Origin of the sequence: Amycolatopsis sp. NBC_00348 (genome assembly GCF_036114655.1) — a bacterium.
In the GTDB taxonomy this organism is placed as follows: domain Bacteria; phylum Actinomycetota; class Actinomycetes; order Mycobacteriales; family Pseudonocardiaceae; genus Amycolatopsis.
The window spans coordinates 8,494,380-8,519,206 of record NZ_CP107994.1; the positions used below are offsets into that span (position 1 = coordinate 8,494,380).

General features: G+C 71.8%; 22 protein-coding genes. 15 read left to right on the top strand and 7 right to left on the bottom strand.

The annotated features are described in order from the left end of the window. The first annotated feature begins 4 nt into the window (after nt 1-4). On the top strand, nt 5-388 hold the full coding sequence (locus OHS58_RS37785; protein WP_326945506.1) for a PPOX class F420-dependent oxidoreductase: 384 nt from the start codon (nt 5-7) through the stop codon (nt 386-388). Between the two features lie 3 nt (nt 389-391). On the opposite strand, the gene OHS58_RS37790 is transcribed toward OHS58_RS37785, so the two are convergent. Then, on the bottom strand, nt 392-910 hold the full coding sequence (locus tag OHS58_RS37790; protein WP_256475888.1) for a DUF6474 family protein: 519 nt from the start codon (nt 908-910) through the stop codon (nt 392-394). 33 nt (nt 911-943) lie between these two features. Here OHS58_RS37790 and OHS58_RS37795 point away from each other — a divergent pair, with 33 nt between their 5' ends. The 3 genes from OHS58_RS37795 (at nt 944) to OHS58_RS37805 (ending at nt 4,101) form a co-directional block, all read left to right on the top strand. Next, entirely contained in the window at nt 944-2,590 is a 1,647-nt protein-coding gene (locus OHS58_RS37795) for a TM0106 family RecB-like putative nuclease (RefSeq protein WP_328645597.1), read from the top strand. A gap of 82 nt (nt 2,591-2,672) precedes the next feature. Then, nucleotides 2,673-3,308 carry a PadR family transcriptional regulator gene (locus OHS58_RS37800; protein ID WP_328645598.1) on the top strand — a complete coding sequence of 212 codons (636 nt, stop codon included), beginning with the start codon at nt 2,673-2,675 and terminating at the stop codon, nt 3,306-3,308. A gap of 133 nt (nt 3,309-3,441) precedes the next feature. Then, the gene (locus tag OHS58_RS37805) at nt 3,442-4,101 is read left to right on the top strand and encodes a class I SAM-dependent methyltransferase (RefSeq protein ID WP_328645599.1); all 660 of its coding nucleotides are present in this window, start codon (nt 3,442-3,444) and stop codon (nt 4,099-4,101) included. Nucleotides 4,102-4,178: 77 nt separating this feature from the next. On the opposite strand, the gene OHS58_RS37810 is transcribed toward OHS58_RS37805, so the two are convergent. Continuing rightward, nucleotides 4,179-4,937 (bottom strand): SDR family NAD(P)-dependent oxidoreductase, encoded by a 759-nt coding sequence (locus OHS58_RS37810; protein ID WP_326945510.1) that lies wholly within the window; start codon nt 4,935-4,937, stop codon nt 4,179-4,181. 149 nt (nt 4,938-5,086) lie between these two features. On the opposite strand from OHS58_RS37810, the gene OHS58_RS37815 reads away from it, so the two are divergent. The 5 genes from OHS58_RS37815 to OHS58_RS37835 all read left to right on the top strand — a co-directional run bounded on the left by OHS58_RS37815 (nt 5,087) and on the right by OHS58_RS37835 (nt 10,195). Beyond that, on the top strand, nt 5,087-6,391 hold the full coding sequence (locus OHS58_RS37815) for a UDP-glucose dehydrogenase family protein (RefSeq protein ID WP_328645600.1): 1,305 nt from the start codon (nt 5,087-5,089) through the stop codon (nt 6,389-6,391). A 133-nt stretch (nt 6,392-6,524) separates the two neighbouring features. Then, nucleotides 6,525-6,908, top strand: coding sequence for a VOC family protein (locus OHS58_RS37820; RefSeq protein ID WP_328645601.1), 384 nt, complete (start codon nt 6,525-6,527; stop codon nt 6,906-6,908). A gap of 63 nt (nt 6,909-6,971) precedes the next feature. After that, nucleotides 6,972-8,738 (top strand): gamma-glutamyltransferase family protein, encoded by a 1,767-nt coding sequence (locus OHS58_RS37825; RefSeq protein ID WP_328645602.1) that lies wholly within the window; start codon nt 6,972-6,974, stop codon nt 8,736-8,738. Nucleotides 8,739-8,802: 64 nt separating this feature from the next. Continuing rightward, nucleotides 8,803-9,324 (top strand): RNA polymerase sigma factor, encoded by a 522-nt coding sequence (locus OHS58_RS37830; RefSeq protein WP_326945514.1) that lies wholly within the window; start codon nt 8,803-8,805, stop codon nt 9,322-9,324. Then, nucleotides 9,317-10,195 carry a VOC family protein gene (locus tag OHS58_RS37835; RefSeq protein WP_328645603.1) on the top strand — a complete coding sequence of 293 codons (879 nt, stop codon included), beginning with the start codon at nt 9,317-9,319 and terminating at the stop codon, nt 10,193-10,195. The genes OHS58_RS37830 and OHS58_RS37835 overlap by 8 nt, the downstream gene beginning before the upstream one ends. Here OHS58_RS37835 and OHS58_RS37840 read toward each other — a convergent pair whose 3' ends face one another. After that, nucleotides 10,196-11,626 (bottom strand): MFS transporter, encoded by a 1,431-nt coding sequence (locus tag OHS58_RS37840; RefSeq protein WP_328645604.1) that lies wholly within the window; start codon nt 11,624-11,626, stop codon nt 10,196-10,198. Nucleotides 11,627-11,727: 101 nt separating this feature from the next. Here OHS58_RS37840 and OHS58_RS37845 point away from each other — a divergent pair, with 101 nt between their 5' ends. The 3 genes from OHS58_RS37845 (at nt 11,728) to OHS58_RS37855 (ending at nt 14,424) form a co-directional block, all read left to right on the top strand. Then, nucleotides 11,728-12,561: a helix-turn-helix transcriptional regulator gene (locus tag OHS58_RS37845; RefSeq protein ID WP_326945517.1), complete on the top strand. Its 834-nt coding sequence runs from the start codon at nt 11,728-11,730 to the stop codon at nt 12,559-12,561. Nucleotides 12,562-12,637: 76 nt separating this feature from the next. Continuing rightward, nucleotides 12,638-13,762, top strand: a complete 1,125-nt coding sequence (locus OHS58_RS37850) for a sensor histidine kinase (protein WP_328645605.1) — start codon at nt 12,638-12,640, stop codon at nt 13,760-13,762. After that, nucleotides 13,759-14,424 carry a response regulator transcription factor gene (locus OHS58_RS37855; RefSeq protein WP_328645606.1) on the top strand — a complete coding sequence of 222 codons (666 nt, stop codon included), beginning with the start codon at nt 13,759-13,761 and terminating at the stop codon, nt 14,422-14,424. The genes OHS58_RS37850 and OHS58_RS37855 overlap by 4 nt, the downstream gene beginning before the upstream one ends. Here OHS58_RS37855 and OHS58_RS37860 read toward each other — a convergent pair. The 3 genes from OHS58_RS37860 to OHS58_RS37870 form a co-directional block, all read right to left on the bottom strand. Beyond that, nucleotides 14,405-14,998: a hypothetical protein gene (locus tag OHS58_RS37860; protein WP_328645607.1), complete on the bottom strand. Its 594-nt coding sequence runs from the start codon at nt 14,996-14,998 to the stop codon at nt 14,405-14,407. The genes OHS58_RS37855 and OHS58_RS37860 overlap by 20 nt on opposite strands. A 372-nt stretch (nt 14,999-15,370) precedes the next feature. Continuing rightward, complete coding sequence (locus OHS58_RS37865; protein WP_328645608.1) at nt 15,371-16,600, bottom strand: DUF1707 domain-containing protein; 1,230 nt, start codon at nt 16,598-16,600, stop codon at nt 15,371-15,373. A gap of 154 nt (nt 16,601-16,754) precedes the next feature. Then, nucleotides 16,755-18,071: an alginate O-acetyltransferase AlgX-related protein gene (locus OHS58_RS37870; RefSeq protein ID WP_326945521.1), complete on the bottom strand. Its 1,317-nt coding sequence runs from the start codon at nt 18,069-18,071 to the stop codon at nt 16,755-16,757. Between the two features lie 65 nt (nt 18,072-18,136). Between OHS58_RS37870 and OHS58_RS37875 the strand changes: the two genes are divergently transcribed. Next, nucleotides 18,137-19,558: a class I SAM-dependent methyltransferase gene (locus tag OHS58_RS37875; protein WP_328645609.1), complete on the top strand. Its 1,422-nt coding sequence runs from the start codon at nt 18,137-18,139 to the stop codon at nt 19,556-19,558. A gap of 43 nt (nt 19,559-19,601) precedes the next feature. Next, on the top strand, nt 19,602-22,778 hold the full coding sequence (locus OHS58_RS37880; protein ID WP_328645610.1) for a glycosyltransferase: 3,177 nt from the start codon (nt 19,602-19,604) through the stop codon (nt 22,776-22,778). Here the strand turns inward: OHS58_RS37880 and OHS58_RS37885 are convergent, their stop codons facing one another. Beyond that, entirely contained in the window at nt 22,779-23,942 is a 1,164-nt protein-coding gene (locus OHS58_RS37885) for a hypothetical protein (RefSeq protein WP_328645611.1), read from the bottom strand. It abuts the gene before it with no gap. A gap of 224 nt (nt 23,943-24,166) precedes the next feature. Here OHS58_RS37885 and OHS58_RS37890 point away from each other — a divergent pair, with 224 nt between their 5' ends. Then, on the top strand, nt 24,167-24,790 hold the full coding sequence (locus tag OHS58_RS37890) for a hypothetical protein (RefSeq protein ID WP_442788262.1): 624 nt from the start codon (nt 24,167-24,169) through the stop codon (nt 24,788-24,790). The last annotated feature ends 37 nt before the right edge of the window (nt 24,791-24,827 follow it).

Consider the following 24,827-nt stretch of genomic DNA (forward strand, 5'->3'; position numbering starts at 1 on the left):
CACCATGATCAACGACGACCTGCGCGAGATCCTCGCCGGCACCCCGATCGCCCACATCGCCACCGTGCTGCCCGACGGCGGCCCGCACGCCGTCCCGGTCTGGATCGGCACCCACGGCGACCACATCGCCGTCTTCACCGGTCCGGGCTCGCGCAAGGCCCGCAACTGGGAACGCGACCCCCGCGTCGCGATCTCCCTGACGCCGGCCGACAACCCGTACCAGCCGGTGATCATCCGCGGCACGGTCGTCGAACGGGTCGACGGCGACGCCGGCTGGGACATCGTCGACACCATCGCGAAGAAGTACACCGGCGGCCCGTACCCGCGTGAGCAGGAGCGTTTCGCCGTGCTCATCGAGCCCACCAGCCAGCAGGTGGGGATGCGCTGAGGCCTAGATGCCCAGGCGGTGCAGCAGCTGACCCTCCAACCGCTCCAGCTCGCCGGCGACCGCGCGGTGCGCCGACTTCCGGCGCGCCGCCGGCATCCGCTCGGCGGCGCGGACCGTCGCCGAGAGCTGCTCCAGCGTTCCGAGCGAGTCCTTTACGAACTCGACGTCGGCGGGCGTCGCCTTCTCGGACTTCTGCAGGTCCCGGCAGCCTTCGGCGATGCCCGCGATCCGGGCGTGCAGCGCCGCGCCGCGGCCGGTGTAGCTGCCGAGCTGGTCGACCTCGACCCCGAGCTTCCGCGCCTGGTAGCGGTCGTACACCTCCCGGGCGGCGCCCGCCGCGCGCACCGCGTACGGCGCGACCACGGGAATCACGACGGGCCCGAGCACCTTGGCCACCGCGATCGCGTTCTTCGTCTTCTTGGGGGTGAATCGGCCTTCACCCTCGACCTTGGCCTTGCGCGCCATGGCACCTCCTGCGACGTGTCGAAGTCCGAACTTACTGGTCTTGCCCGTGGCGGGCATGGCGGCTCGGCGGTGGCCTCTAGAGTGATCTCCATGAAGGGCGAGGTGGTACTCGACGCGGGAGCGGTCAGCCGCTGCCGCCGCCGGGTGCACCTCGAGCACGATCCGCTCATGCGCGGGGTCCCGCTGTCACCGCCGGATCCGACGGCGCAGCAGCGGATCGCCGACGCCGCAGCGCATCGGGACGACATCGTCGCCCGGCTGATGGCCGCGTCCGGCGGGCCGGAGCAGTGGGTGAAGATCGATCGCGACCTCCCGGCGGGCGAGCGCGTCGAACGCACCGAGCAGGCCTTCGCCGCCGAAGCGCGCTACATCTGGGGCGCGTTGCTGCCGGTCGACCCGGCCGGGCACCGGCGCGGCGGCATCGACCTGCTCGTCCGCACCGGCCGCGGGTACGTGCCGGTGCTCGTCGTGCGCCACCGCATCACCGACCGCGGCGCCGGCGCGATCGTCACCGAGATGACCGACCTCGACCCGGCCAACCGCGGCTCCGACAGCGGCCGCAAGGTCCGTTCGCAGCCGCGTGACCAGCTCCGGCTGGTGCACATCCGCCGGATGCTGCAGACGCTCGGGCAGGCCGACGAAGGTCTCGTCCTCGGCGGCGTGATCGGCCTCGACGCCGACGTCGTCGTCTGGCACGACCTCACCGCGGGCACCTGGCCGAACGGGCGCAGCGCGATCACCGAGTACCAGGCCCGGTTCGCCGACCGGCTCGCCATCGCCAACGCGGCGGCGAACGGCGAGGAGCCGCTGGCCGAGCCGTCGCGGGTGCTGGAGTGCCGCGGGTGTCCCTGGTGGCCGACGTGCGAAGCGCTGCTCACCGAGACCCGGGACGTCAGCCTCGTGGTGCGCGGCGAGGACGCGATGGAGCTGCGCCGCGCCGGCGTGTCCACTGTGGACAACCTGGCCGCGCTCGACCCGGCGGGCGAGGCGCCGGTGATCAACTGGACCGGCGTGACGTTCCCGGACGCCGTCGTGCTCGCCCGCGCCTGGCTGGCCGGTCTCACGCTCGTCCGCCGCGTCGACCGGGTCGACGTGCCGCGCGGCGACGTCGAGGTCGACGTCGACATGGAGAGCTTCGGCGACGCCGGCGCGTACCTCTGGGGCTGCCTGCTCAGCGGCGCCGACATCGGCCTGGAGCCGGGCTACCGCGCGTTCGCGACGTGGGATCCGCTGCCGACCGGCGACGAAGCCCGCTCGTTCGCCGAGTTCTGGGCCTGGCTGACCGACGTCCGCGAGCGCACCGAAGCGGCGGGGCTGACCTTCCGCGCCTACTGCTACAACGCGCTCGCCGAGAACCGCTGGCTCTTCGGCTCGGTCGAGCGCTTCGGCGACCACCCGGGCATCCCCGCGAAGAAGGAAGTCCAGTCCTTTGTGGACTCCGAGGAGTGGGTCGACCTCTTCCGCAGCGTCACCGACCAGTTCCTCTGCTCCCAGGGCAAGGGCCTGAAGGTGATCGCCCCGGCCGCCGGCTTCTCCTGGCGCGACCCGGAGGCGGGTGGCGAGGCGTCGATGCGCTGGTACCGCGACGCCGTCGGGATGGACGGCGAGACGCCGGACGACACCCAGCGCGAGCGGCTGCTGCGCTACAACGAGGACGACGTCCTCGCGACGCACGCCCTGCGTGGCTGGATCAGCGAGCGGGCCCAGGTCGAGGTCCCGTACATGTTCGACCTCTGATTGTTTCACCGGCTAAGACACTTGCCCGCTGGCGCGTCTTGCGTATACTCGTCCACGAGTATTCGGCTACGAGGAGTGCGGGATGAAGCGGCGGAAGGTCGGCAACCTGCTCGGGCTGGCCGTGCTGTCCGTCGTGCTGGAACGCCCGATGCACCCCTACGAGATGGCGGCCGTGCTCAAGTACCGCGGCAAGGAAGCCGACCTGCCGATCAAGTGGGGCTCGCTCTACACGGTCGTCGCGAACCTCCGGAAGCACGGCTTCCTCGAGGCCGTCGGCAGCGTCAAGGACGGCGGCCGGCCCGAGCGGACCGTCTACCGGATCACGAAGGCCGGGCACGAGGAGTTCGAGGACTGGGTCCGCGAGCTCGTCGGCACGGTCGAACGGGAGCCGCCGCGGTTCCAGTCCGGGCTGTCGATGATGGGCGTTCTCGGCCCGGACCAGACGATCAGCCTGCTGCGGCACCGCATCGAGCAGCTCGAAGACCACGTCGAGGCGCAACGGGCGTCGCTCGAGCAGCTGCGTCCGATGATGCCGCGGCTGTTCCTGGTGGAGGTCGAGTACGACCTGGCGATGACGCTCGCCGAAGCCGAGTGGTCCAGGGCCTTCCTGGGCGAGCTGACCAGTGGCGCCGTGCCCGGCATCGAGGCCTGGCGGCGTTACTACGAGACCGGCGAACTCCCCGCTGACCTGGGGGAGCTCGTGGAAAAAGAGGAATAGCACGGACCCCGGGCAGTGCTGGCACACCGCCCGGGGTCCTCGACCCCGAACCGAGCACGCCCGGTCACGAGGTGGCACCGGTAAGGATAACCGGGCGGCTCTTCGGTTCGGCTCACCCGAAGAGGAGAGATCCATGGAAACGACCCGCAAGCACAAAGTGCCCGAGATGGAGGGCCGCCAGGCTCGCTGGTACGCCAAGAACCGGGGGACCGAGGCGCAGCTGAAGCAGTACCGGCGGCAGGCGGCCGAAGTGGTGGCCGGGCTGGCGGCCGGCGCCGAGATCCTGGAGGTGGCGCCCGGTCCCGGGTTCTTCGCCATCGAACTGGCGAAGCTCGGCTTCCGCGTCACCGGCCTCGACATCAGCCACACGATGGTCGAGATCGCGCTCGAAGAGGCCGCGCGCGCCGGGATGGCCGTCGACTTCCGGCAGGGCGACGTCACGACGGCGCCGTTCGCCGACGAGTCGTTCGACCTGCTGGTCTGCCAGGCCGCGTTCAAGAACTTCCGGCAGCCGGTGACGGCGTTGAACGAGATGCACCGGGTGCTGCGGCCGGGCGGGTTCGCGGTGATCCACGACCTGAACCACCAGGCCACCGGCGCGGACATCCAGCGTGAGGTCGACTCGATGGACGTGGGCGTGCTCAACGGCTTCACCGTGCGGCAGACGCTCGGCTGGCTGCGGCGCCGCGCGTTCACCCCGGCGCAGTTCGAGGAGCTGGCCACCGAAAGCGAGTTCGCCGGCTGCTCAGTCACGCAGGCCGGCATCGGCCTGGAGGTCCGTCTCACCCGCTGAGACGAGCTTTCTCTGGGAAAGATGCGTCCGAGGGCCCCTCGGACGCATCTTTCCCGGCGAAAGTGCCGCCCTTGAGGTCAGCGCGGGGCCATGCGCAGTGAGCCGTCCATGCGGACGACTTCGCCGTTGAGGTAGTCGTGGTCGATCAGGGACAGCGCGAGCTGCGCGTACTCGTCCGGGCGCGCGAGGCGCTTCGGGAACGGGACGCCGGCGGCGAGCGACGCGCGGAAGTCGTCGCTGACGGTGGCGAGCATCGGGGTGTCGACGATGCCGGGCGCGATGGTCAGCACGCGGATGCCCTGCGAGGCCAGGTCGCGAGCCGCGGGCAGGGTCATGCCGACGATGCCGCCCTTGGACGACGCGTAGGCGACCTGCCCGATCTGGCCGTCGAAGGCGGCGATGGACGCGGTGTTGATGATGACGCCGCGGGCGTCGTCTTCGAGGGGCTCGGTCTTCGCGATCGCCTCGGCCGCGATGGTCAGCACGTTGAAGCTGCCGATCAGGTTGATCTGGACGACCTTCGCGTACAGCGCGAGGTCGTGGCGGCCCTTCTTGGACAGGATCCGCGCGGACGGCCCGATGCCGGCGCAGTTCACCACGGTCCGCAGCGGCACCCCCGAGCCGGACGCGGTCGCGACGGCGGCCTCGACCTGGTCGACGTCGGTGACGTCGGCCTCGACGTAGGTGATGCCGTCGACCTGCTCGGCCTTCTCGATCGAGGAGGCGAGGTCGAGCGCGAACACCCGCGCGCCCTTGGCCGCGAGGGCCTTCGCCGTCGCCCCGCCGAGGCCGGACGCACCCCCGGTGACGAGCGCCGCGGTGTCGGTGATCTGCATCTGTGCCGTTCCCTTCGGACTGCTGCGTTGGATCCGGCCCTAGGTTAACGCTCGTTCGCATGGGCGCGATTCGTGTCTTCGCTCACCGCTCCCGAGGGCGACCGTTCCCGTTAGCGCGGTGGTCACGTCCGGCTGTCACCTTCAGCACCATGACGCCTGCTCGGATCGTGGTGGTGGGAACGGGTTACGTCGGACTGACCACGGGCGCTTGCCTGGCCAGTCTCGGGCATTACGTCACGTGCGTGGACGTCGACCGCGCGAAGGTGTCGAGACTGCGCGCGGGGCGCGTGGACATCCTCGAACCGGGTCTGGCCGAGCTGGTCGGCCGCGGCGTCGGGGCCGGGCGCCTCCAGTTCGTCGTCGGCGCGCGGGACGCCGTCCGCGACGCCGAAGCCGTGTTCCTCTGCGTCCCGACGCCGATGGGCGCCGGCGGTTCCGCGGACCTGCGCGCGGTGGAAGCGGTGGTCGCCGAGATCGGCGACGTCCTGCCCGACGGGTGCGCGCTGGTCACCAAGTCGACCGTGCCGGTCGGCACGGCGCAGCGGATCGAGGCGATGCTGGGCCGCACCGACGTCCCGGTGGTGTCGAACCCCGAGTTCCTGCGCGAGGGCACCGCCGTCGCGGACTTCCTGGGCCCGGACCGGATCGTCGTCGGCTCGGACGACCTCGCCGCCGCGCGCTGGGTCGGCGAGCTGTACGCCGACCTCGCGGCGCCGGTCGTCGTCTCCGACGCGGCGAGCGCGGAGCTCGTGAAGTACGCCGCGAACTGCTACCTCGCGCTCAAGCTGTCCTACGTGAACTCGATCGCCGAGCTGTGCGAGCGCCTCGGCGCGGACATCGACCTCGTCACCGAGGGCATGGGCCACGACCGGCGGATCGGGCGGACGTTCCTCAAGCCCGGCCCGGGCTGGGGCGGCTCGTGCCTGCCGAAGGACACCAGCGCGCTGGTCAAGGTGGCCGAGTCGGTGAACTACGACTTCAAGATGCTGACCTCGGCCATCGACGAGAACATCGCCCAGCGCGACCGGATCGTCGCGAAGATCGCCGGCGCGGTCGGCGGCACGCTCGCCGGGGCCCGGATCGGCGTGCTGGGCCTGGCCTTCAAAGCGGGCACGAACGATCTGCGCGACTCGCCCGCGCTCGCCGTGTGCTCGGTGCTGGGCGCGCTCGGCGCCGAGCTGATCGCCTACGACCCGGCCGTCGACAGCGAGCTGCCCGGGATGACCGTCGTCGACGACGCCTACCAGGTCGCGAAGGACGCGGACGTCGTCGTCGTGCTGACCGAGTGGGCCGAGTTCAAGCACCTCGACTGGGCCGCGATGGCCGAGCTGATGGACGGCGTCGACGTCGTCGACACGCGCAACCTGCTGGATCCGCGGGTGATCGTCGACGCGGGGCTGTCCTGGCAGGGTGTCGGCCGGCCGCGGGCGGCGGCCCGAATCAAGGTTTCCTGAGTGCCTTCGGCTGGCTAAGATCGTCGGCACGGCATCGCGTGTCGGTCACCGGCTGGGTGAGGCATGGAGGTGGCGGGAGTGCCCCGGAGGCATTTCACCCGTGTCAGCATCAGTTTCCGTTGAATTGAACCACTTGATCGTCCCGTCCCGGAACAACCGGGAATCCGCCGAATTCCTGGCGCACCTGCTCGGCCTCGAAGTCGGGCAGGAATGGGGCCCGTTCATCCCGGTCGAGGTCCGCAACGGCGTCCGCCTGGACTTCGCGACCGTCCCCGAGCAGGACCTCCGCCTGCAGCACTACTGTTTCCTGATCCCGGAGGACGACTTCGACGCCGTCTTCGCGCGGCTCGTCGAAACCGGCGTGACCTACCACGCCGATCCGATGGGCAAGCAGGTCGGCGAAATCAACCACAACCACGGCGGCCGTGGCGTTTATTTCCTCGATCCCGGCGGGAACGGGATGGAAATCATCACGCAGCCGTACGAGCCGGAGCGGCAACGCCCGGCTTCCTGGTAGCTGATCGGACCCCGTGCGTCCCAAGGGGCGCGCGGGGTCCTTAGCAATGCGTACTATCGGGGCATGTTCACGACGAGGCCCGAGCTGGCCGGCACCTTCGGGATGGTCGCGTCGACGCACTGGCTGGCTTCGGCCACCGGGATGGCGGTGCTGGAGGACGGCGGCAACGCGTTCGACGCGGCGGTCGCCGCCGGGTTCGTCCTGCAGGTCGCCGAGCCGCACCTGTGCGGGCCGGCGGGCCAGGTGCCCGGCATCTTCGTGACGGCGGGCGATCCGACACCCCGCGCGCTCGCGAGCCAGGGCCCGTCGCCCGCGGCCGCGACGCCCGGGCACTTCGCCTCGCTGGGGTTGGACCTGATCCCGGGCAGCGGCCTGCTCCCGGCGACGGTCCCGGGCGCGTGGGACGGCTGGCTCCTCCTGCTTCGCGACTACGGCACGAAGTCCCTTCGCGAGGTGCTGCGCTACGCGATCGGCTACGCGCGCAACGGCACGCCGCTGGTCTCGCGGGTCGGCGACACGATCCGCGCCGTCGAAGGGCTGTTCGTCGAGCACTGGCCGACGTCGGCGGCGCTGTGGCTGCCGGACGGCAAGCCCGCGGCGGGCCTGCACAAGAACCCCGCGCTGGCGGACACGTGGGAGCGCCTCCTGCGCGAGTCCGAAGCCGTCTCCGGCCGCGAAGCGCAACTCGACGCCGGCCGTCGTGCCTGGTCACAGGGTTTTGTCGCCGAAGCGATCGACGCGTTCAGCCGCACGGCGTTCCGCGACGACTCGGGCCGCGACCACGCGGGCCTGCTCACCGGCGACGACCTCGCGTCGTGGTCGGCGGGCTACGAAGACCCGGTCTCGGTGGACGTCGACGACTGGCGCCTGGTCAAGCTGGGCGGCTGGACGCAGGGGCCGGCGCTGTTGCAGCAGGCGTTGCTGATGCACGGTTTCCGTGACGAACTGTCCTTTGTGGACGGAGTGGCGTCGGAGCGCACGGTGCACCTGTCGGTCGAAGCGGCGAAGCTCGCCTTCGCGGACCGCGAGGCCTGGTACGGCGACACCGACGTCCCGCTGGACGTGCTGCTCTCGGCGTCGTACACCGACGCCCGGCGCGCGTTGATCACCGACACGGCGTCCGCGGACCTGCGGCCCGGCGACGCCCGCGGGCCCGCCCGGCTCCCGGCGATCCTGAACTCGCTGCAGGGCGTGCGCGCGGAAGGCGGCGCGACGGGCGAGCCGACCGTCGGCCCCCAGGGCCAGACCCGCGGCGACACGGTCCACCTCGACGTCGTCGACGCGGCGGGCAACCTGGTGTCGCTGACGCCGTCCGGCGGCTGGCTGCAGTCCAGCCCGACGATCCCCGAACTGGGCTTCTGCCTCGACTCGCGCGGCCAGATGTTCTGGCTGGAGCAGGGCCTGCCGAACTCACTGGCCCCTGGCAAGCGCCCGCGCATCACGCTGTCGCCGTCGCTGGCGTTGCGCGGCGGCGTCCCGACGCTGGCGTTCGGCACCCCGGGTGGTGACCAGCAGGACCAGTGGCAGCTGTGCTTCTGGCTCGCCCACGTCTACGGCGGCCTGAACCTCCAGGAGTCGATCGACGCGCCGGCCTGGCACACGACGGCGTTCCCCAGCTCGTTCTACCCGCGCTCGTGGAACCCGCGCGAGCTGGTGGTCGAGTCGCGGCTGGGCGCGGCCACCCTGGCCGGCCTGCGAAACCGCGGCCACGAGCTGATCGACGCCGGCGACTGGGCGCTGGGCCGCCTCGCGGCGGTCTCCCGCTCCGAAGGTGTGCTCCGCGCGGGGGCCAACGCCCGCGGTATGCAGGGGTACGCGGCGGGCCGGTAGCGCCGATCGAAGAAATCCGGGATTCACCCGTCGGAAAACCTCGCCCCCGAGCGACGATGAGGGTGTGACGGAACCTCGGGTGCAACCGGACCCGGCCTTCGCGCTGCTCGGGCTCTACGAGACCGCGCTGCCGGAGGTCTACGGGTACCTGCTGTCCCGGTGCGGTGACCGGACGCTCGCCGAGGAGCTCACTTCCGAGACCTTCCTCGGGGCGGTCGCCGCCTGTCGCAAGGAGTACGCACCTCCAGTGAGCACCGGGTGGCTGATCGGCGTCGCCCGGCACAAGCTCGCCGACCACTGGCGGCGCAAAGAACGTGAGGAACGCGGACTGCGCCTGGTCCACGACAGTGAGCCGGACGTCGAGGACCCGTGGGACGAGCAGCTCGACGCCCTGCGCGCGAGACAGGTGCTCGCCTCACTCGGGCCGCACCACCAAGCGGCGCTGACCCTGCGCTACGTCGACGGCCTCGGTGTCCCCGAGGTCGCCGGCCACCTGGGCCGCAGCGTGCACGCCACCGAGGCGCTGCTCGTGCGGGCCCGCGCCGCGTTCCGGCGTTCCTACGAGAAGGGGGGTCGCGATGCCTGAGCCGTTCGACGCGCTCCGCCGGCCCTCCGACCGGGTCGACCCCGACCCGGACTTCGCCGCCGAACTGCGCGACAACCTGCGTCGCGTGATCTTGAACGGAGCCGACATGACCACCACGGAAGCCCCTGCCACCACCGCCGAGCTGCGGTCGCTGACGCCCTACCTCGCCGTGTCCGACGCCCGGGCCGCGCTCGACTTCTACGTCGACGTCTTCGGCGCGACCCGGCGCGGCGAGCCGATCCTGATGGACGACGGCCGCGTCGGGCACGCCGAGCTGGCCATCGGCGACGCCGTGCTGATGCTCGCCGAGGAGTACCCGGAGATCGGGCACGTCGCCGCCGAGGGTGGCGCGTCGGTGCGGGTCGAGGTGCCGGACCCGGACGTCAGCGTCACCCGCGCCCTCGAACTCGGCGCGACGCTGATCCGCGCGGTGAGCGACTCGCCGTACGGCCGCGGCGGCTCGTTCCGCGACCCGTTCGGCCAGCGCTGGCTGGTCTCGCAGGCCGCGCCGAAACCGGAGCCGCAGCCCAAGCCGGGCGAGTCGATGTACTTCACGTTCCAGGTCCCGGACGCCGAGCCGGCGAAGACGTTCTACGGCGCGGTGCTCGGCTGGCAGTTCGCGCCCGGCTCGGTCGAAGGCGCGTGGAACATCGAGGGCCACGGCCGCCCGGGCGGCCTGTGGGGCGGGCCCGGCCGCCAGGTCGGCTGGAAGCTGATGTTCGCGGTGGACGACCTGGAAGCCGCGCTCACCCGGGTGCGTGACCAGGGTGGCCAGGCGGGCGAGGTCGAGAACCACCCGTACGGCTTCACGGCGGACTGCACCGACAACCAGGGCATCGAGTTCTGGCTCTGGGAGCAGCCGGGCAGCTGATCACGTCCGCGGGTCCGGCAGCCGCCTCGCGGTGATGGCGACGACCACCGCCAGCACCGCGATCAGGCCGATGACCAGCGCGAACGCGTCCCGAACGCCCAGCGCGCCCGGCGCCGACAGGGCCGCGTACAGGCTCCCGAGCGTCGCGATGCCGAGCGCCAGCGACGTCTGCTGGGTCGTCGTCATGACGCCCGAGCCGACGCCGGCCAGGTCCGTCGGGACGTGGGACAGCACGATCCGGAACAACGTCGTCATCGCGAGCGCGTTGCCCACGCCGATCGCCACCATCGACGGCGCCAGGTCGAGGATCGTCAGGTTCGGCCACTGCGCCAGCGACGTGCACAGCAGTGCCACCATGCCCACCGCGTTGATCGCGCCGCCGACCGCGACGACCTTCTGGCCGTACCGCGTCACCAGGCGGCTGCTCAGCATCGACACCGTGAAGTACGCGACGGCCATCGGCGTCAGCGCCGCGCCCGCGCCCAGCGGCCCGAAGTGCAGGCCCTCCTGCAGCGTCATCGCGTAGACGAACATGAACGAGCCGAACGCGCAGAAGAACGGGACCCCCACCAGCAGCCCGCGGCGCACGCTCGGCAGCCGCATCACCGACGGCGGCAGCAACGGCGTCCCGCCGAGCCGCTCGAGACGTCGCTCGACGTGCACGAACGCGGCCGCGGCGAACGGGGACAGCGCCAGCAGCACGATCGTCCACACCGGCCAGCCCAGCGCGCGGCCTTCCATCAGCGGGACCAGGAACGACAGGAGCGTCACGGCCAGCAACGTCGTCCCGAGCCGGTCGACGCCCAGCGGGTTGTGCGCGCGGCTTTCCGGCAGGCGGCGCGCCAGCAGCAGCACGACCAGCCCGATCGGGACGTTCACCAGGAAGATCGGGCGCCAGCCGGTGCCGAACAGGTTCGCCGCCACCAGGGCGCCGCCGGCGAGCTGGCCGACGACCGTCGAGAGGCCGCCCGTCGCCCCGAACAACCCGAGGGCGCGGGACCGCTCTTCGCCGGACGTCGTCGCCTGGATGATCGAGAGCACCTGCGGCAGCAGCAACGCCGACGCCGCCCCCTGCGCGGCGCGGGCGATCACCAGCGTGGTCGCTGTCGGGGCGATTCCGCAGGCCAGGGACGTCAACGTGAACAGCCAGAGGCCGGCGAAGAACAGCCGACGGCGGCCGAACGAGTCGCCGAGGCGGCCGCCGACCACCAGCAGCACCGCGTACGCGATGCCGTAGGCGGCGACCACCAGCTCCAGCGTGGCCGTGGACGCGTGGAGGTCGGCGTCGATCGTGGGCAGGGCGACGTTGACGATGAAGAAGTCGATGATCGGGAGTGCCGCCCCCAGCAGCACGGTGACCAGGCCGGCGGGGGTCAGTCCCGGCCGGGCCGGGACGCCGGGGGTGCTCGGCGCGAGTTCAGTCGTGGTCATGAGTACTACGATCGACCTCTAGCTAACCTGGTACCAGTTGCTGTTCATCCGGGTACCGCCACTACCTGGTACCAGTTTCGCTGGCGTGCGATCCTGGCACCATGACCACCGCCGTCGAATCCGAACTCCGCCGCCAGGAGCTGGCGCGGTTCCTGCGCAGCCGGCGGGAGCGGATCACGCCCGAGCAGGTCGGCCTGCCGCTGATGGGCCGCCGCCGGACGCCGGGGCTGCGCCGCGAAGAGGTCGCGCAGCTCGCCGGCGTCGGGGTCACCTGGTACACGTGGCTCGAACAGGGCCGCGACATCAACGCGTCCGAGCAGGTCCTGCTGGCGATCGCGCGCACGCTGCGCCTCGACCCGCACGAGCACACCCACCTGTTCCGGCTGGCCGGCGCGCCCGAGCCGGAGAGCGGCAAGGACTGCCAGGTCCTCTCGCCGCAGCTGGAAATGATGCTGAAGAAGCTCGAGCCGTACCCGGTCGCGGTGCGCAACGCCCGTTGCGACCTGCTGGGCTACAACCGCGGTTACAGCTGGCTGATGGGCGACGTCGACGCCATCCCGTTCGAGGACCGCAACACCCTCGTCCAGTGCCTGCTCAACCCGCAGTGGCGCGAGCGGATGCTCGACTGGGACACGAACATCCCGCGCGTCATCGCGTCGTTCCGCGCGGCGATGGCCGAGCACGTCGCCGAGCCGGCGTGGAAGCAGCTGGTCAAGCGGCTGAAGGCGGAGTCGCCGCTGTTCGCCGAGCTCTGGCCGCACCACGACGTCAACTCCGAGCCGATCCGCACCAAGCGCTACCTGCACCCGGACGTCGGCCTGCTGTGCTTCAACTTCACCTACCTCTACTTCGGCCGCCGCTCGGAGATCACCGTGTCGACCTACACCCCGGCCGACGCGGAGACGGCGGCGAAGCTGCCGCTCATGGCCGGCTGACTACGGCACCCGACGTACGCGGAGAGTCGCTTCAGGACGGACGCGGCCGCCGTCGCCGACCGGTAGCTTTCGCGGTATGAGACGGCCGCCGCAGTCGAGCCTGTCCCCGTGGGTGGGGCGGGTGGTGCGCACGGTCGTCGTCACGGTCTTCGTGCTCGGCGCGACCAGCGGCGCGTCGCGCTGGCAGCCCGGTTCGCCGCCGATGACGCCGGTCGCCGGCGCCTGGCTCGTCGCCACCACGCTGACGCTGCTGCTCGTCCACCGCTTCCCGCTGACGCTCTTCCTGATCACGACGGCGTCCGCGTTCGGCTACTACGCCTCGGGCTTTCCCGGCGGGCCGGTCATCGTCGTGCCGACCATCGCGTTGTTCGTGCTCACCCGGCAGCGCGGCCCGCTCGTCGCCGGGATCACCGGCGCCGGCGCGCTGGCCGTGCTCTACCTGGGCCACATCGTCACGTCGGGGTCGTTCGTGCTGGCCGTCGGCGCCGGGTTCCTCGTCGTCTGGCTGGTCGCGGTGATCGGGATCGGCACCGCCGTCCGGTACCAGTTCGCCGCCGTCGCGGCCCGGCGCGAGCAGGCCGACGAGCACCGGCACCGGCTCGCCGAGCAGGAGCGGCTGCGGATCGCGCGCGAGGTGCACGACGTCGTCGCGCACAGCCTGGCCATGATCAACGTCCAGGCCGGCGTCGCCGCGCACGTCGCCGACCGGCGGCCCGAGCAGGCGAAGGAGGCGCTGCTCAACATCAAGGAGGCCAGCGCGTCCGCGCTCAAGGACCTGCGTGCCACCCTCGCCGTGCTGCGGTCGGGGGAGGACAAGGCGCCCGCGCCGAGCCTCGCCCAGGCCGCCGAGCTGCTGGCCCACGCGCGCGACGCCGGCCTCACGGTGGACGTCCACGGCGAGGCCGGCGAGCTTCCGGCGCCGGTCGACGCCGCCGGGTACCGGATCCTGCAGGAGTCGCTGACCAACGTCGTCCGGCACGCCGACCAGGCACGCCACGTCGACGTCCGGTTCGGCCGGCCGGCGGGCGCCTTCACGCTCCGGGTGCGCGACGACGGCCGCGGCACCACCCAGCCGGCCCCGGGCCACGGCCTGCGGGGCATGGCCGAACGCGCCGCGGCGCTCGGCGGGCGCTTCACGGCCCAGCCGCTCGGCGACGGCTTCGAAGTGTTCGTCGAGCTACCGATCGAGGGAGACGCATGATCCGCGTCCTGCTGGCCGATGACCAGGTGCTGGTCCGCGCCGGGTTCCGGGTGCTGCTGGAGACCGAGGACGGCTTCGACGTCTGCGGCGAAGCGGGTGACGGCGAACAGGCCGTCGCGCTCGCCATCGAGCACAAGCCGGACATCGTCGTGATGGACATCCGCATGCCGGGCGTCGACGGCCTCGAAGCCACCCGCCGGATCTCCGCGAACCCCGAGCTCGCCGGGACGAAGGTGCTGGTCCTGACCACCTTCGACATCGACGAGTACGTCTACGAGGCGTTGCGCGCCGGCGCCGGCGGGTTCCTGCTGAAGGACACCGAGCCGGTCGAGCTGCTGCGCGCGCTGCGCGTCGTCACGAGCGGGGAGGCGCTGCTGGCACCGACCGTCACGCGCCGGCTGATCCAGGAGTTCGTCGGCCGGCCGGAGAACCGGCGGATCGACACCAGCGCCGTCCGGGAGATCACCGACCGCGAACGCGAGGTCCTCGGCCTGGTCGCCGGCGGCATGTCGAACGACGAGATCGCCGCCCACCTGGTGATCTCGACGGCCACCGCGCGCACCCACGTCAGCCGCATCATGACGAAGATCGGTGCCCGCGACCGCGCCCAGCTCGTGGTGCTCGCCTACGAGTCCGGCCTGGTCACTCCACGTCGGCCGTGACGCCGGAGCGGCGCAGCGCGACGAAGACGTTCAGCACGAAGACGACGAGCACCAGGCCGGCGGAGAGCCAGAACCCGAGCCGCAGGTCGACGGCGGCAGTGGCTTCGTCGTCGAGGTTGGCCTGGCTCGTCGACAGCGTCGAGACGGTGGCCGCGATCGTTCGGGTGTAGTCGGTGAGGTTCCGCAGCGCGAACACCTCGGTCACCACGAGCAGCGCGGCGGCCGTGCCGGCGACGACGACCGCCGTCAGCGCACGCACCTTCGGCGTCCGCGGCAACGCCGTCGCGAGGCCGAGGACCAGCAGCACCGCGACGACGATCGCCAGCACCTGGACCAGGCCCGGCATGTCGAACTTGTCCGCCACGGCCGTCTGCTGCGCCGGGGTCAGGCCGAGGCCGTCGATCCCGGTGAACTTCTGCTGGCCGGAGGCCAGATCGGCGCCGGAGTAGGTCACCGCGGCCCGGGTGCCGTCCGGCGCGTCGCAGGATGCGGCCAGGCACGGCAGGAACAGGAAGAGCAGCAAAGCGAGCAGGAAGCCGGCGGGGGTGATCCGGCGCGTCACGAGCTTGGGCACGCCGACGACCCAACCACAGCTCAGCCGCGCTTGACCCGCCGGACCAGGCGAACCGCCCGCACCAGGAACACGACGGCGAGGACGGCGACCAGGCAGATCCAGATCACGGCGCCTCCTCTCCCGGACGATGCTCTGTTCAGAGGGCGTCCGGGAGGGGGAGGGGGTTCATCGACACGGCCTAAGTCACACCTTCGGGCTAAGCGCTACCGGAGCAAGTCACGCTCGCGGTCTTCGCGCCCAGGCGGCCCCTGACGGCACGGGCAGCCCGCCCGAGTACAACCCCGGTACGAGGGCGACCCGCCCGCACCGCCAGGAACCACCTGGATCACGAAGCCCATCGAGCAGACTTACTCCGGCAGCGCTAAGCCGTGCTCAGTTGTTCGTGCGCTCCGTCGGCGGCGCCTTCTGGACCTGGGCGGTCAGCAGCGTCTTGAACGAGGCGAGCGTCGCGTCCTTGGACGGGCCGAACGAGTCCACGATGACGACGCGGTTGTAGAGGACGTAGACCGCGCGGTAGACCTGCTGGCTGCTGTCCGCCGCCGAGAACACCTGGACCCCGTGCAGGGACAGGTTGCGGTTGGCGGTCAGGCCGCCCTCCTGCTCGGCGTTCGCGTACTCCGCCGCCACCGCGGACGCGGCCTGCGCGTTCGGCAGCTCGAGCGCGAACAGGCCGAGCGTGACGTCGCCGTCCTTGGTCGTCTTGAGCAGGCCGTCGGTCATGCCGCCGGACTTGAGCTTCTCGATGACCGTGGTCGGCAGGTACTTGGCCGACTGCAGCTTGTCCAGGTCGAACTCGCCACCACCGGCGCGGGTCGTGCCGGCCGGGGTGACCAGCGCCGCGGAGTTGTCGCTCGGCTCGGGCTTGGCCGCGGGCGGCTCCGGCAGCGGCTTCACCGTCGGGGCCGGCGGCGGCTGCTGCGTGGTGCTCTGCTGGGCGACCGGCGGGGTGGTGCCGTTGTCCTTGATGAACAGCGCCCAGACGCCGTAGCCGAGACCGGCCACGACCAGGACGGCGATCACGGCGAAGGCGATCTTCTTGCCCTTGCCGGACGACGGCTGCGTCTGGAAGCTCTCCGGGCCCTGGCTGATCCAGTCCGCGTTGCCCGACTGCGCCATCGGCGGGAAGTCCGAGCCGCCCCACGGCGGGCTGACGTCCTGCTGCTGCGCGCCCCACGGGTTCTGCTGGCTCTGCTGCGGCGGCCGCTGGAAGCCACCGGCCGGGGACTGCTGGCCGTACTGCTGCTGGGGGAACCCACCGGCCGGGGACTGCTGGCTGTACTGCGGCTGCTGTTGCTGCTGCCACTGCGGGACGACCTGGGTCCGCTCGCCGCCCCCGGCGTCGGTGGCGGAGACGACCTGCGTCGCCTCGGCCGCGTCGGCCTGCTGCTGCGGCGCGGGCGGGCTCACCGGTGCGATGATCTGGGTCTCGGAGGCGCTGTCGCCCATCGGCTGCTGCGCGGGCTGAGCGGGGGCGGCCTGGCTGTCGCCGGTCGTGACGGCCATGGACAGCACCCGGTCACGCCGCGTCCGGTATTCGTCGGCCGTCAGGTTTCCCGCCGCCAGCTCCTCGTCAAGCCTGCGCAGCTCTTCCTGCCAGGTCACCCCGGTACCCCCTTCGGGTAGATCGCCTGCGAAATCGTGCGAGTGTATGGGTGCAGCCGCGTGACCGCACGGAGTCATTGTGCACGGGTGTGCTCACCTGTTCGTCGCCCACCACCCCGTCGTTACCTTCGGGTGGCGCATCCCGCTTCCCAGGTCACCTGGGGTGTTGCGCGAGCACGGCGGCGAGCTGGTCGATGGTCTGGTTCCGCAGCAGTGGGGACGATCCGCCGATCACGCTCCGTTCGACCAATTCGAACGTGATCACGTCCCGGTCGGCGAACAACCCGGTGAGTTCCTGCGCGTTGCTCTGCGCCGTCGTCTCGGCGTGCACGATGGTGACGTCCTGGCAGGTCGCGGCCAGGAACGGGCTGGCGAACTGGGTGAACGAGTCGGCCACGACGGCGGTGTTCTGCCCGATCGAACCGGCCGGTTTCGCGCCGTCGGGCTGGGTCAGGTGCAGCGGCGTCTTGAAGTCGCTGGCGATGTAGCGGGTGCGGTCGGCGCCACCGTCGGTCGAGAGGCTGTAGGTCGTCAGCTTCCGCTGTTCGTCGCGGCCGAGCACCCGGGCCAGGTCCGCCGGCCACGGCCGGGTGCCGTTCGGCGCCGCCTGCCAGCGGACCGTGCTGCCCGGCTGGATGGACTGCCCCAGCGCGTACGTCATGACCAGGCCGCCGTCGAACGACCAGTGCGTGTCGTTGGGGTCGTACAGCGAGTGGCCGGTGCGCTTCTCGGCGTCGGCCAGGGCGGGCCGCAGGTCGATCGCGCCCGTCTCGCGGGGCACGCGGTTCCAGAACTCGGCGGTGCGGGCCTGGGCGCACGGCTTGCCGACGTAGTTGTCCGGCAGGTGCGACGGCTCTTCGCTGTACTTGTCGGGCGCGATGACCAGCTCGAACTTCCGCCCGGAGTTCTCGACGGCGGCGCGCAGCTTCCGCAGCGCCGCGACGACGTGGTCGGTGTCCATCACCGGCCGGCAGCGGGCGTTGACGTCCTCGCCGAGGTACATCCAGCCGTCCTTGCCCGGGAGCACGGTCGGGTAGACGTAACCCGGGACGTCGCCGGTGCTGGGCTGGCCCTGGTCGACGCCGACGGTGCCGCCCTCGTGGCTGGTGCCCTGGCCGGACCCGGGCGGGTCGCCGAAGACGCCGGTGCTGATGCCGTCGGCGGCCTGGACGCCGGCCTGGCGCAGCGGCAGGTGGTCGGTGGCCCAGCCGGCCATGCCGGTGAAGAAGCCCCAGCCGTCGCCCAGGCTGGGGAAGTCCCGCAGCGGCCGGTTCTCGAAGGCGGTGGGGTGCACGCCGACCGCGGAGAGCAGCAGCGGCGTCACGAAGAAGAAGGCCGCGCAGGCGAGGGCCGTGCGCTGGCGTTTGCTGTGCCGGGGCCGGTAGAGGTTGTGCTCCTTCGGCAGCCAGGACTCCGGGGTCCTCGGCAGGCCCGGGTCGGTGGGCAACTGCGACGGAGGACGGGAGGACACGGCCGTATCCTAGCGCCGGGCCGGAGCGTGGCGGCCCCGAACAGGTGAACGCGAGGGGACGTGCGATGAACGGTGGCCGAGGGCCGGGCTACGACCAGCGGCTGGCCCGGGAACGGGACACCTTCGCCGACCAGGAGGACATCCACGGCAACCTGCCGCCGTCGGCGCACCGCTGGTCCAACAAGCACGTGCGGCCGAAGCTCGATCAGCTCGGCGTGCCGGGCATCGACGAGCTGATCGTCGGCCAGATCGCCGAACGCGCTCAGCGGCTCGACCGCGACACCGTCGTGCTGTCGCTGGGCAGCGGCAACGGCGACCAGGAGCTCGGCTGGCTGCGCGGGCTGGCCGAGGCCGGGCTGGACAACGTCCGGCTGCGGCTGCTGGAGCTGAACCCGGACATGCAGGCCCGGGCCGAGGCGGCCGCCCGCGAGCAGGGCGTGGCCGACCGTGTCGAGCTGATCACCGCGGACTTCAACACCTGGCGGGCCGACGCCGAGCACGACGTCGTCGTCGGCTTCCAGGCCCTGCACCACGTGCTCGACCTCGAACACCTCTACGCGCAGATCACGAGCAGCCTCACGCCGGACGGCGTCCTGGTCGTGCACGACATGATCGGCCGCAACGGGCACCGCCGGTGGCCGGAGGCCCTGGAGGTCGTCGACCGGATCTGGGCGACGCTGCCGCCGGAGCTGCGCCGCAACGCGCTGACCGGGCAGGTCGACGAGCAGTTCGTCGACATCGACTGCGCGGCCGACGGCTTCGAGGGCATCCGCGCCCAGGACGTCCTGCCGGTGCTGCTCGACCACCTGCACCCGAGCCTGTTCCTGCCCTACGGCAACGTGATCGACCCGTTCGTCGACCGGATCTACGGCCACAACGTCGACCTGGACAACCCGGTCCACGTCGAGCTGCTCGACCAGGTCGGCGTGCTCGACGACGCCCTGCTCGACCTCGGGCTCGTCACCGGCACGCGGCTGACCGCGCTGTTCCACCCGACGCCGCAGCCGCTGCGCGTGCACGGCACCCGGACGCCCGAACGGTCCGTTCGCGACACCCGCGTCGTCGATCCGGCGGGTCGCGCGTCGTTCCGCCCCGGCGGCACCGGCGGCGAGCGGCTCGTGCGCGGCGCGGGGATCGTCACCGGCCGGATAAACGGGCTTTACCACGACGACTGGGCGGCGCCGTCGATCGAGTTCCCGCTGCTGCCGACCACCGCCGTCGGCGCCCTGGAACTGCGCACCTACCTGCCGGACGACGCCACCGAGCACGGCGGCGTCACCGTCTCCGTGGACGGCGTCCCGGTCGCGAAGGCCGACGTCGGACCGGGGCTGGTCGAGCAGGTCCTGCCGGTCCGGCTCGACGCCCACCGCCAGGTGCGGCTGTCCGTCGACGCCGACTGGTCGCTGACCGCCGGGCTCGGCGGCGACCGGCGGACGCTCTCCTACATCCTCGTCGGGCTGTCGCTGCTCGAACGGATCGAAAACTGAGGTCCGGCCCGGCGGTGCTGGTCGGGCCGCTAATCTGCCCGGCATGGGCAAGGGGACTGGCGCCGAGCGGCTGATCGACTGGACCGGCGAGCGGTGCGTGCCGTGGACCGACGACCTCCAGGTGATCTACGAGCACTACCACCGCTACGCGTTCGCGGCCCGGTTCGTCGCCGGCAAGCGCGTCCTCGACCTGGCCAGCGGCGAGGGTTACGGCGGTGCGCTGCTGGCGCGCACGGCCGCCGAGGTCGTCGGCCTCGAGATCGACCCGCGGACCGTCGAGCACGCCCGGACCCGCTACCCGGGCTCGCGCTTCGAGGTCGGCTCGATCACCGACCCGAAGGCCCTCGACGGTGAGACGTTCGACGTCATCACCTGCTTCGAGGCGATCGAGCACGTCGACGCGCAAGACAAGCTGATGGAGCTGGTGACGGGCCGGCTCGCGCCGGGCGGGGTCTTCCTCTGCAGCACGCCGGACATCGAGGTCTACACGCACGACCACGGCAACGAGAACCCGTACCACGTGCACGAGCTGACCGAGTCGGCGTTCCGCTCGCTGCTCGCCGGCAGCTTCGAGCACGTCGTGGTGCTGCGCCAGAACGTCGCCGTCGGCTCGCTGATCCACGACGGCGGGGCCGGCTCCGGCGCCGAGGTCCTCACCGTCCAGCAGGACGACGCCGACGGCTGGGTCGTCGAAACCGGCGCGCCGCACACCTACTTCGTCTCGGTCGCCTCCGCGAAGCCGATCGACGTGCCCTCGACGTCCGCGATGGTCGACCCGAAGCTGACGCTCGTCGCGCGTGCGGCCGCCGAGGCCGGCCGGCTGCGTGACGCGCTGGGCCGCACCGAGGCCGAGCGCGCGCAGGCGAGCGCGTCCGTCGCCGAGCTGACCGCCCGGCTGTCGGAGATCACCGCCGCCGAGCGGCAGACCGCGACCGAACGCGACGAGGCGCTGCGCCAAGCCGAGCGCGCCCGCGAAGACCGGCAGCGCGCGGCCGGCGAGCTGAGCCGCCTGCAGCGCAAGGCCGGTTACGACAGCGAACGGCTGGAGTGGCTGGCGAGCAACAACTCCGGCCTCTCCGAGACCATCGGCCGGCTCGCCGCGGAGAACGAGAAGCTGCGCTCCGAGACGTCCGCGCTCGTGCAGCGCGCGATCGGCAAGTACCGCGGCTCGATCGAGAAGTTCGCGCCCCGCGGCACCCGCCGTCGCGACCTCTACGAGACGACGCTCGGCCGGCCGGCCGGCGTGCTGCCCGGCCAGCCCGCCGCGGTGCCCGGCCCGGTCGCGGTGACCACCAGCGACCAGCCGATCGTCAGCGTCGTCATCCCGGTCTACGGCAACTGGCCGTTCACCCGCGGCTGCCTCGACTCGATCCAGCGGCACCTGCCCTCGACGCCGTTCGAGGTCATCGTCGTCGACGACGCCTCGCGCGACGACTCCGCCGACCGCGTCGCCGGCTGCGCCGGGATCCGGCTGGTCCGCGCGCCGAAGAACCTCGGGTTCGTCGGCGCCTGCAACCTCGGCGCCGAAAACGCCCGCGGTGACTTCATCTTCTTCCTGAACAACGACACCGAGGTCACGGCGGGCTGGCTCGACGAGCTCGTCGGCGTCGTCGAGACGCGCCCGGACGTCGGGCTCGTCGGCTCGAAGCTCGTCTACCCGGACGGCAGGCTGCAGGAGTGCGGCGGCATCATCTGGGCCGACGGCACCGGCTGGAACTACGGCAGGCTGCAGTCGCCGGACGCGCCCTGGTACCAGTCCCTGCGCGACGTCGACTACTGCTCGGGCGCGGCCCTGCTGGTCCGCCGCGACCTGTTCGAGCGCGTCGGCGGCTTCGACACGCGCTTCTCGCCCGCCTACTACGAGGACACCGACCTCGCGTTCGCCGTGCGGGCGGCCGGGTACCGGACGATGGTCCAGCCCGCGTCGGTCGTCGTGCACCACGAAGGCATCACCAACGGCACGGACGTCTCCTCCGGTGTGAAGCGCCACCAGGAGCTCAACCGCGGCGTCTTCGTCGACAAGTGGAGCGTCCAGCTGCGCGACCACTTCCCCGAGGCGAGCCCGCGCGCGGTCTGGGCCGGGCGGCAGCGCACGAAGGACGGCCACCGCGGCGGCACCGTGCTCGTCGCCGACCACCAAGTGCCCATGCCGGACAAGGACTCCGGCTCGGTGCGGATGTTCCGGATCCTCGAGCTGCTCGTCGGGCTCGGCCACCGCGTCGTGTTCATGCCGCTCAACAACGCGCTCCCCGAGCCGTACGCCGGCGCGCTGTACCGCGCGGGCGTCACGGTCGTCACCGGGCTCGGCGAACAGCAGGAGTTCCTGCGCGAGGCCGGCGCCGACCTGAAGCTGACCATCCTGTCGCGGCCGCACGTCGCCTGGCAGCTGCTGGAGCAGGTCCGCGAGCACGCGCCGGACTGTCTCATCGCCTACGACACCGTCGACCTGCACTTCGTCCGGCTCAACCGGCAGGCCGACCTGGCCGCGCGGCTCGGTGACACCCGCGAGGAGCTGACGCTGCGGCGCCGAGCCGAGGTGCTGCGGGAGTCCGAGCTGGGCCTGACCCGCGCCACCGACGTCACCTTCGTCGTGTCCGATGTGGAGCGTGCGCTGCTGGGCGAGCTCGTGCCCTCGGCGCGCGTCGAGGTGCTGTCCAACGTGCACCACGCCGACGGCTCGGTGGCCGTCCCGGAAGGACGGTCGGGCGTGCTGTTCGTCGGCAGCTTCGACCACCTGCCCAACCGGGACGCCGCGCGCTGGCTGGCGACCGAGATCATGCCGCTCGTGCGCCGCCGCCGGCCGGACGCGGTCGCGCAGATCGTCGGCAGCAACCCGCCGCAGGAGATGTTCGACCTCGAGCGTGACGGCGTCGTCGTCCGCGGCTGGGTGCAGCACCTGGACGGCGCCTACCGCGAGGCCCGGGCCGTCGTCGCGCCGCTGCGCTTCGGCGCCGGCGTCAAGGGAAAACTGGGGGAGAGCCTCGGGTACGGCGTTCCCGTGGTCGCCACTCCGCTCGCCGCCGAGGGCATGCACCTGACGCACGGCCAGGACGTCCTCGTCGGCAGCACGGCGGAGGAGCTCGCCGAGGAGATCGTTACCCTGCTCGACGACGACAAGCTGTGGCAGCGATTGTCCGAAGAGGGCAAGACCGTGGTGGACCGCCTGTTCGGCGCGGACGTCGCCCGCCACACCCTGGAAGGCGTGCTCGACGGGTCGTGATCAGCTGGGCGGCAACGCCTTCTGGAACACGGCGAGCGCGTTGTCCAGGCTGGTCTTGAGGCCGGCCTTGTCCTGGTCGAACGGCAGCGACGCCCAGAGCACGACGGCGACCTTGCCCGAGGTGTACCAGGTGCCGTCCATCCGCTGCTCGCCGCTGCGGCCGCTGACGATCTTCCCGTCGGCGGCGAGCGGCTTGAACCCGCCGGCGTCGGCGGCGGCGCGGAGGTAGTCGACGACGGCCTTCGCGCCGTCCTCGTTCTCCGTCGGGATCGCGTAGGCGAGGAAGCCGGTGTCGCCGGAGTTCGACGCGCGGTAGACGAGCTGCGTGACGCCGTGCTGCGAGAAGACCTGCGCGGTTTCCTTGGGGTAGAGGTTCAGGTCGAGGCCCTTGGCCAGCGACATCGTCGAGCTCTCCGGGTGCTGCACGCCGGGCAGCGGCGGGACCTGGTCCTCCAGCTGCGGCTGGGCCGCGGCGGCCGGCGGCTGCGTCACGCTCGGCGTGAACGTCGTCAGCGCGTTCGGCGCCGGGTCGTCCCGCCCGAGCCACATCGTCGCGCCGATGATCATGCCAAGCACGACCAGCACGCCGAGGGCGATGAACGGCCACGTCGTCCAGGTCCGCCCGGACGACTCCTCGTCGTCGACGCCCCACCGGTGCTTCCCGGGGCCGTCGTCGTCCGGCTCGGTCTCGTGCTGCTGGGTCTCGCCGCCCGGCGGCGTGATCGGCGGGAACCGGCTGCCGGGGGGCTGCTCGACCTGGCCGTCGACCCGCAGGTAGCGGGTCGGGGTGATGTCGGCCGGGCTCGGCGCGGTGGTCATGTGGTCCGGCAAGGCCGGCACGCTGCTGGTCGACATCGCCTTCGGCAGCCCGGTGCGCTGCCACGGCGGGTGCGGCCGCTGCGCGTGCGCGTGCGGCACCATCGGCCGCGGCGACTCCATGCGCTGCGGCGGCGGGCCCTGCTGGACCGGTGCTGGGTGGCCGGCGGGGTTGGTGCTCCGCCAGGCTTCACCCGGACGGCGTAGCGGGGACGGAACCGGTGACGGAACCGTCGATCCGGAGGCCTGTGCGAGCAGCTCGTCCCGCTGTTTGCGGTGGTCAGCGGGCTCGATCCGACCTTCGGCAAGCTCCGCGTCGAGGCGGCGAAGCTCTTCCTGCCAGCTCATCCTTGGACCCCCATCCACCATTCGGGGCATCAGTCTGGCACGGGCTGCCGACCAGCGAGGTTGCGGTTTGAGGTTGATCGGCAACGTAGCGCAAGTCGCCGGATTTCGGGAGTCCCGCGGACCAACCCGGCCGCGTCACCCGTCAGGCCCCCGAAACTGTCGTACGTATGTTCTAAAATTGGCGTTGTACAGGGGAGATGCCGCTCGCAACCGCGGGTGGTGTGATGGAGGAAGGCAGGGCCATGGCCTACATCACCCTGCCCACATTCGTGGGCTACAGCGCCAGTTCCGGTCCGTCGCGGTCGTCGTTCGTGCGGCGCCAGCGGCGGTTGTACGAGGACCCGGCGCGAGCCGCGTTCAACTACTACCGGCGGGCGGCCAACGCCGTGCGGTCGGGACGCGCGGCGAACCAGGACGAAGTGGCGCTCCGGGCGCTCGTCAACGCGGCGGACGAACGGACGAAGCCGCACTACAGCGCCATCGCCGAGGGCTGGCTGCGCTACCTCGGGCGCAAGTCGCCCCGGCTCATCGAGGTCGGCCGCGGCCGGTGCCGGCTGGGCGACCTCGAGATCGGCGTCAGCCCGCAGATCGGGCTCCGCAAGAGCAACGGCCGGCGCTACGCGACCTGGCTGTACTTCAAGGAGGAACCGCTGACCAAGTCGTCGGCCCAGCTCGCATTGTGGGTGCTGGAGCAGGCGATGCCGGACATCCTGCCGGGCGGTGAGGCGCTGGTCATCGACGTCCGCCGGGCGAAGGAGTTCCAGCTGACCCCACGCGACCGCGAACGGCTGCGGCCCTGGGCCCGCAGCGAGGCCTCGGCGTTCCTGACGCTCTGGGACGTCGCCTGAGACCGGGGGAGGCGCTGGGTTCGCCTAGTGCCTCCCT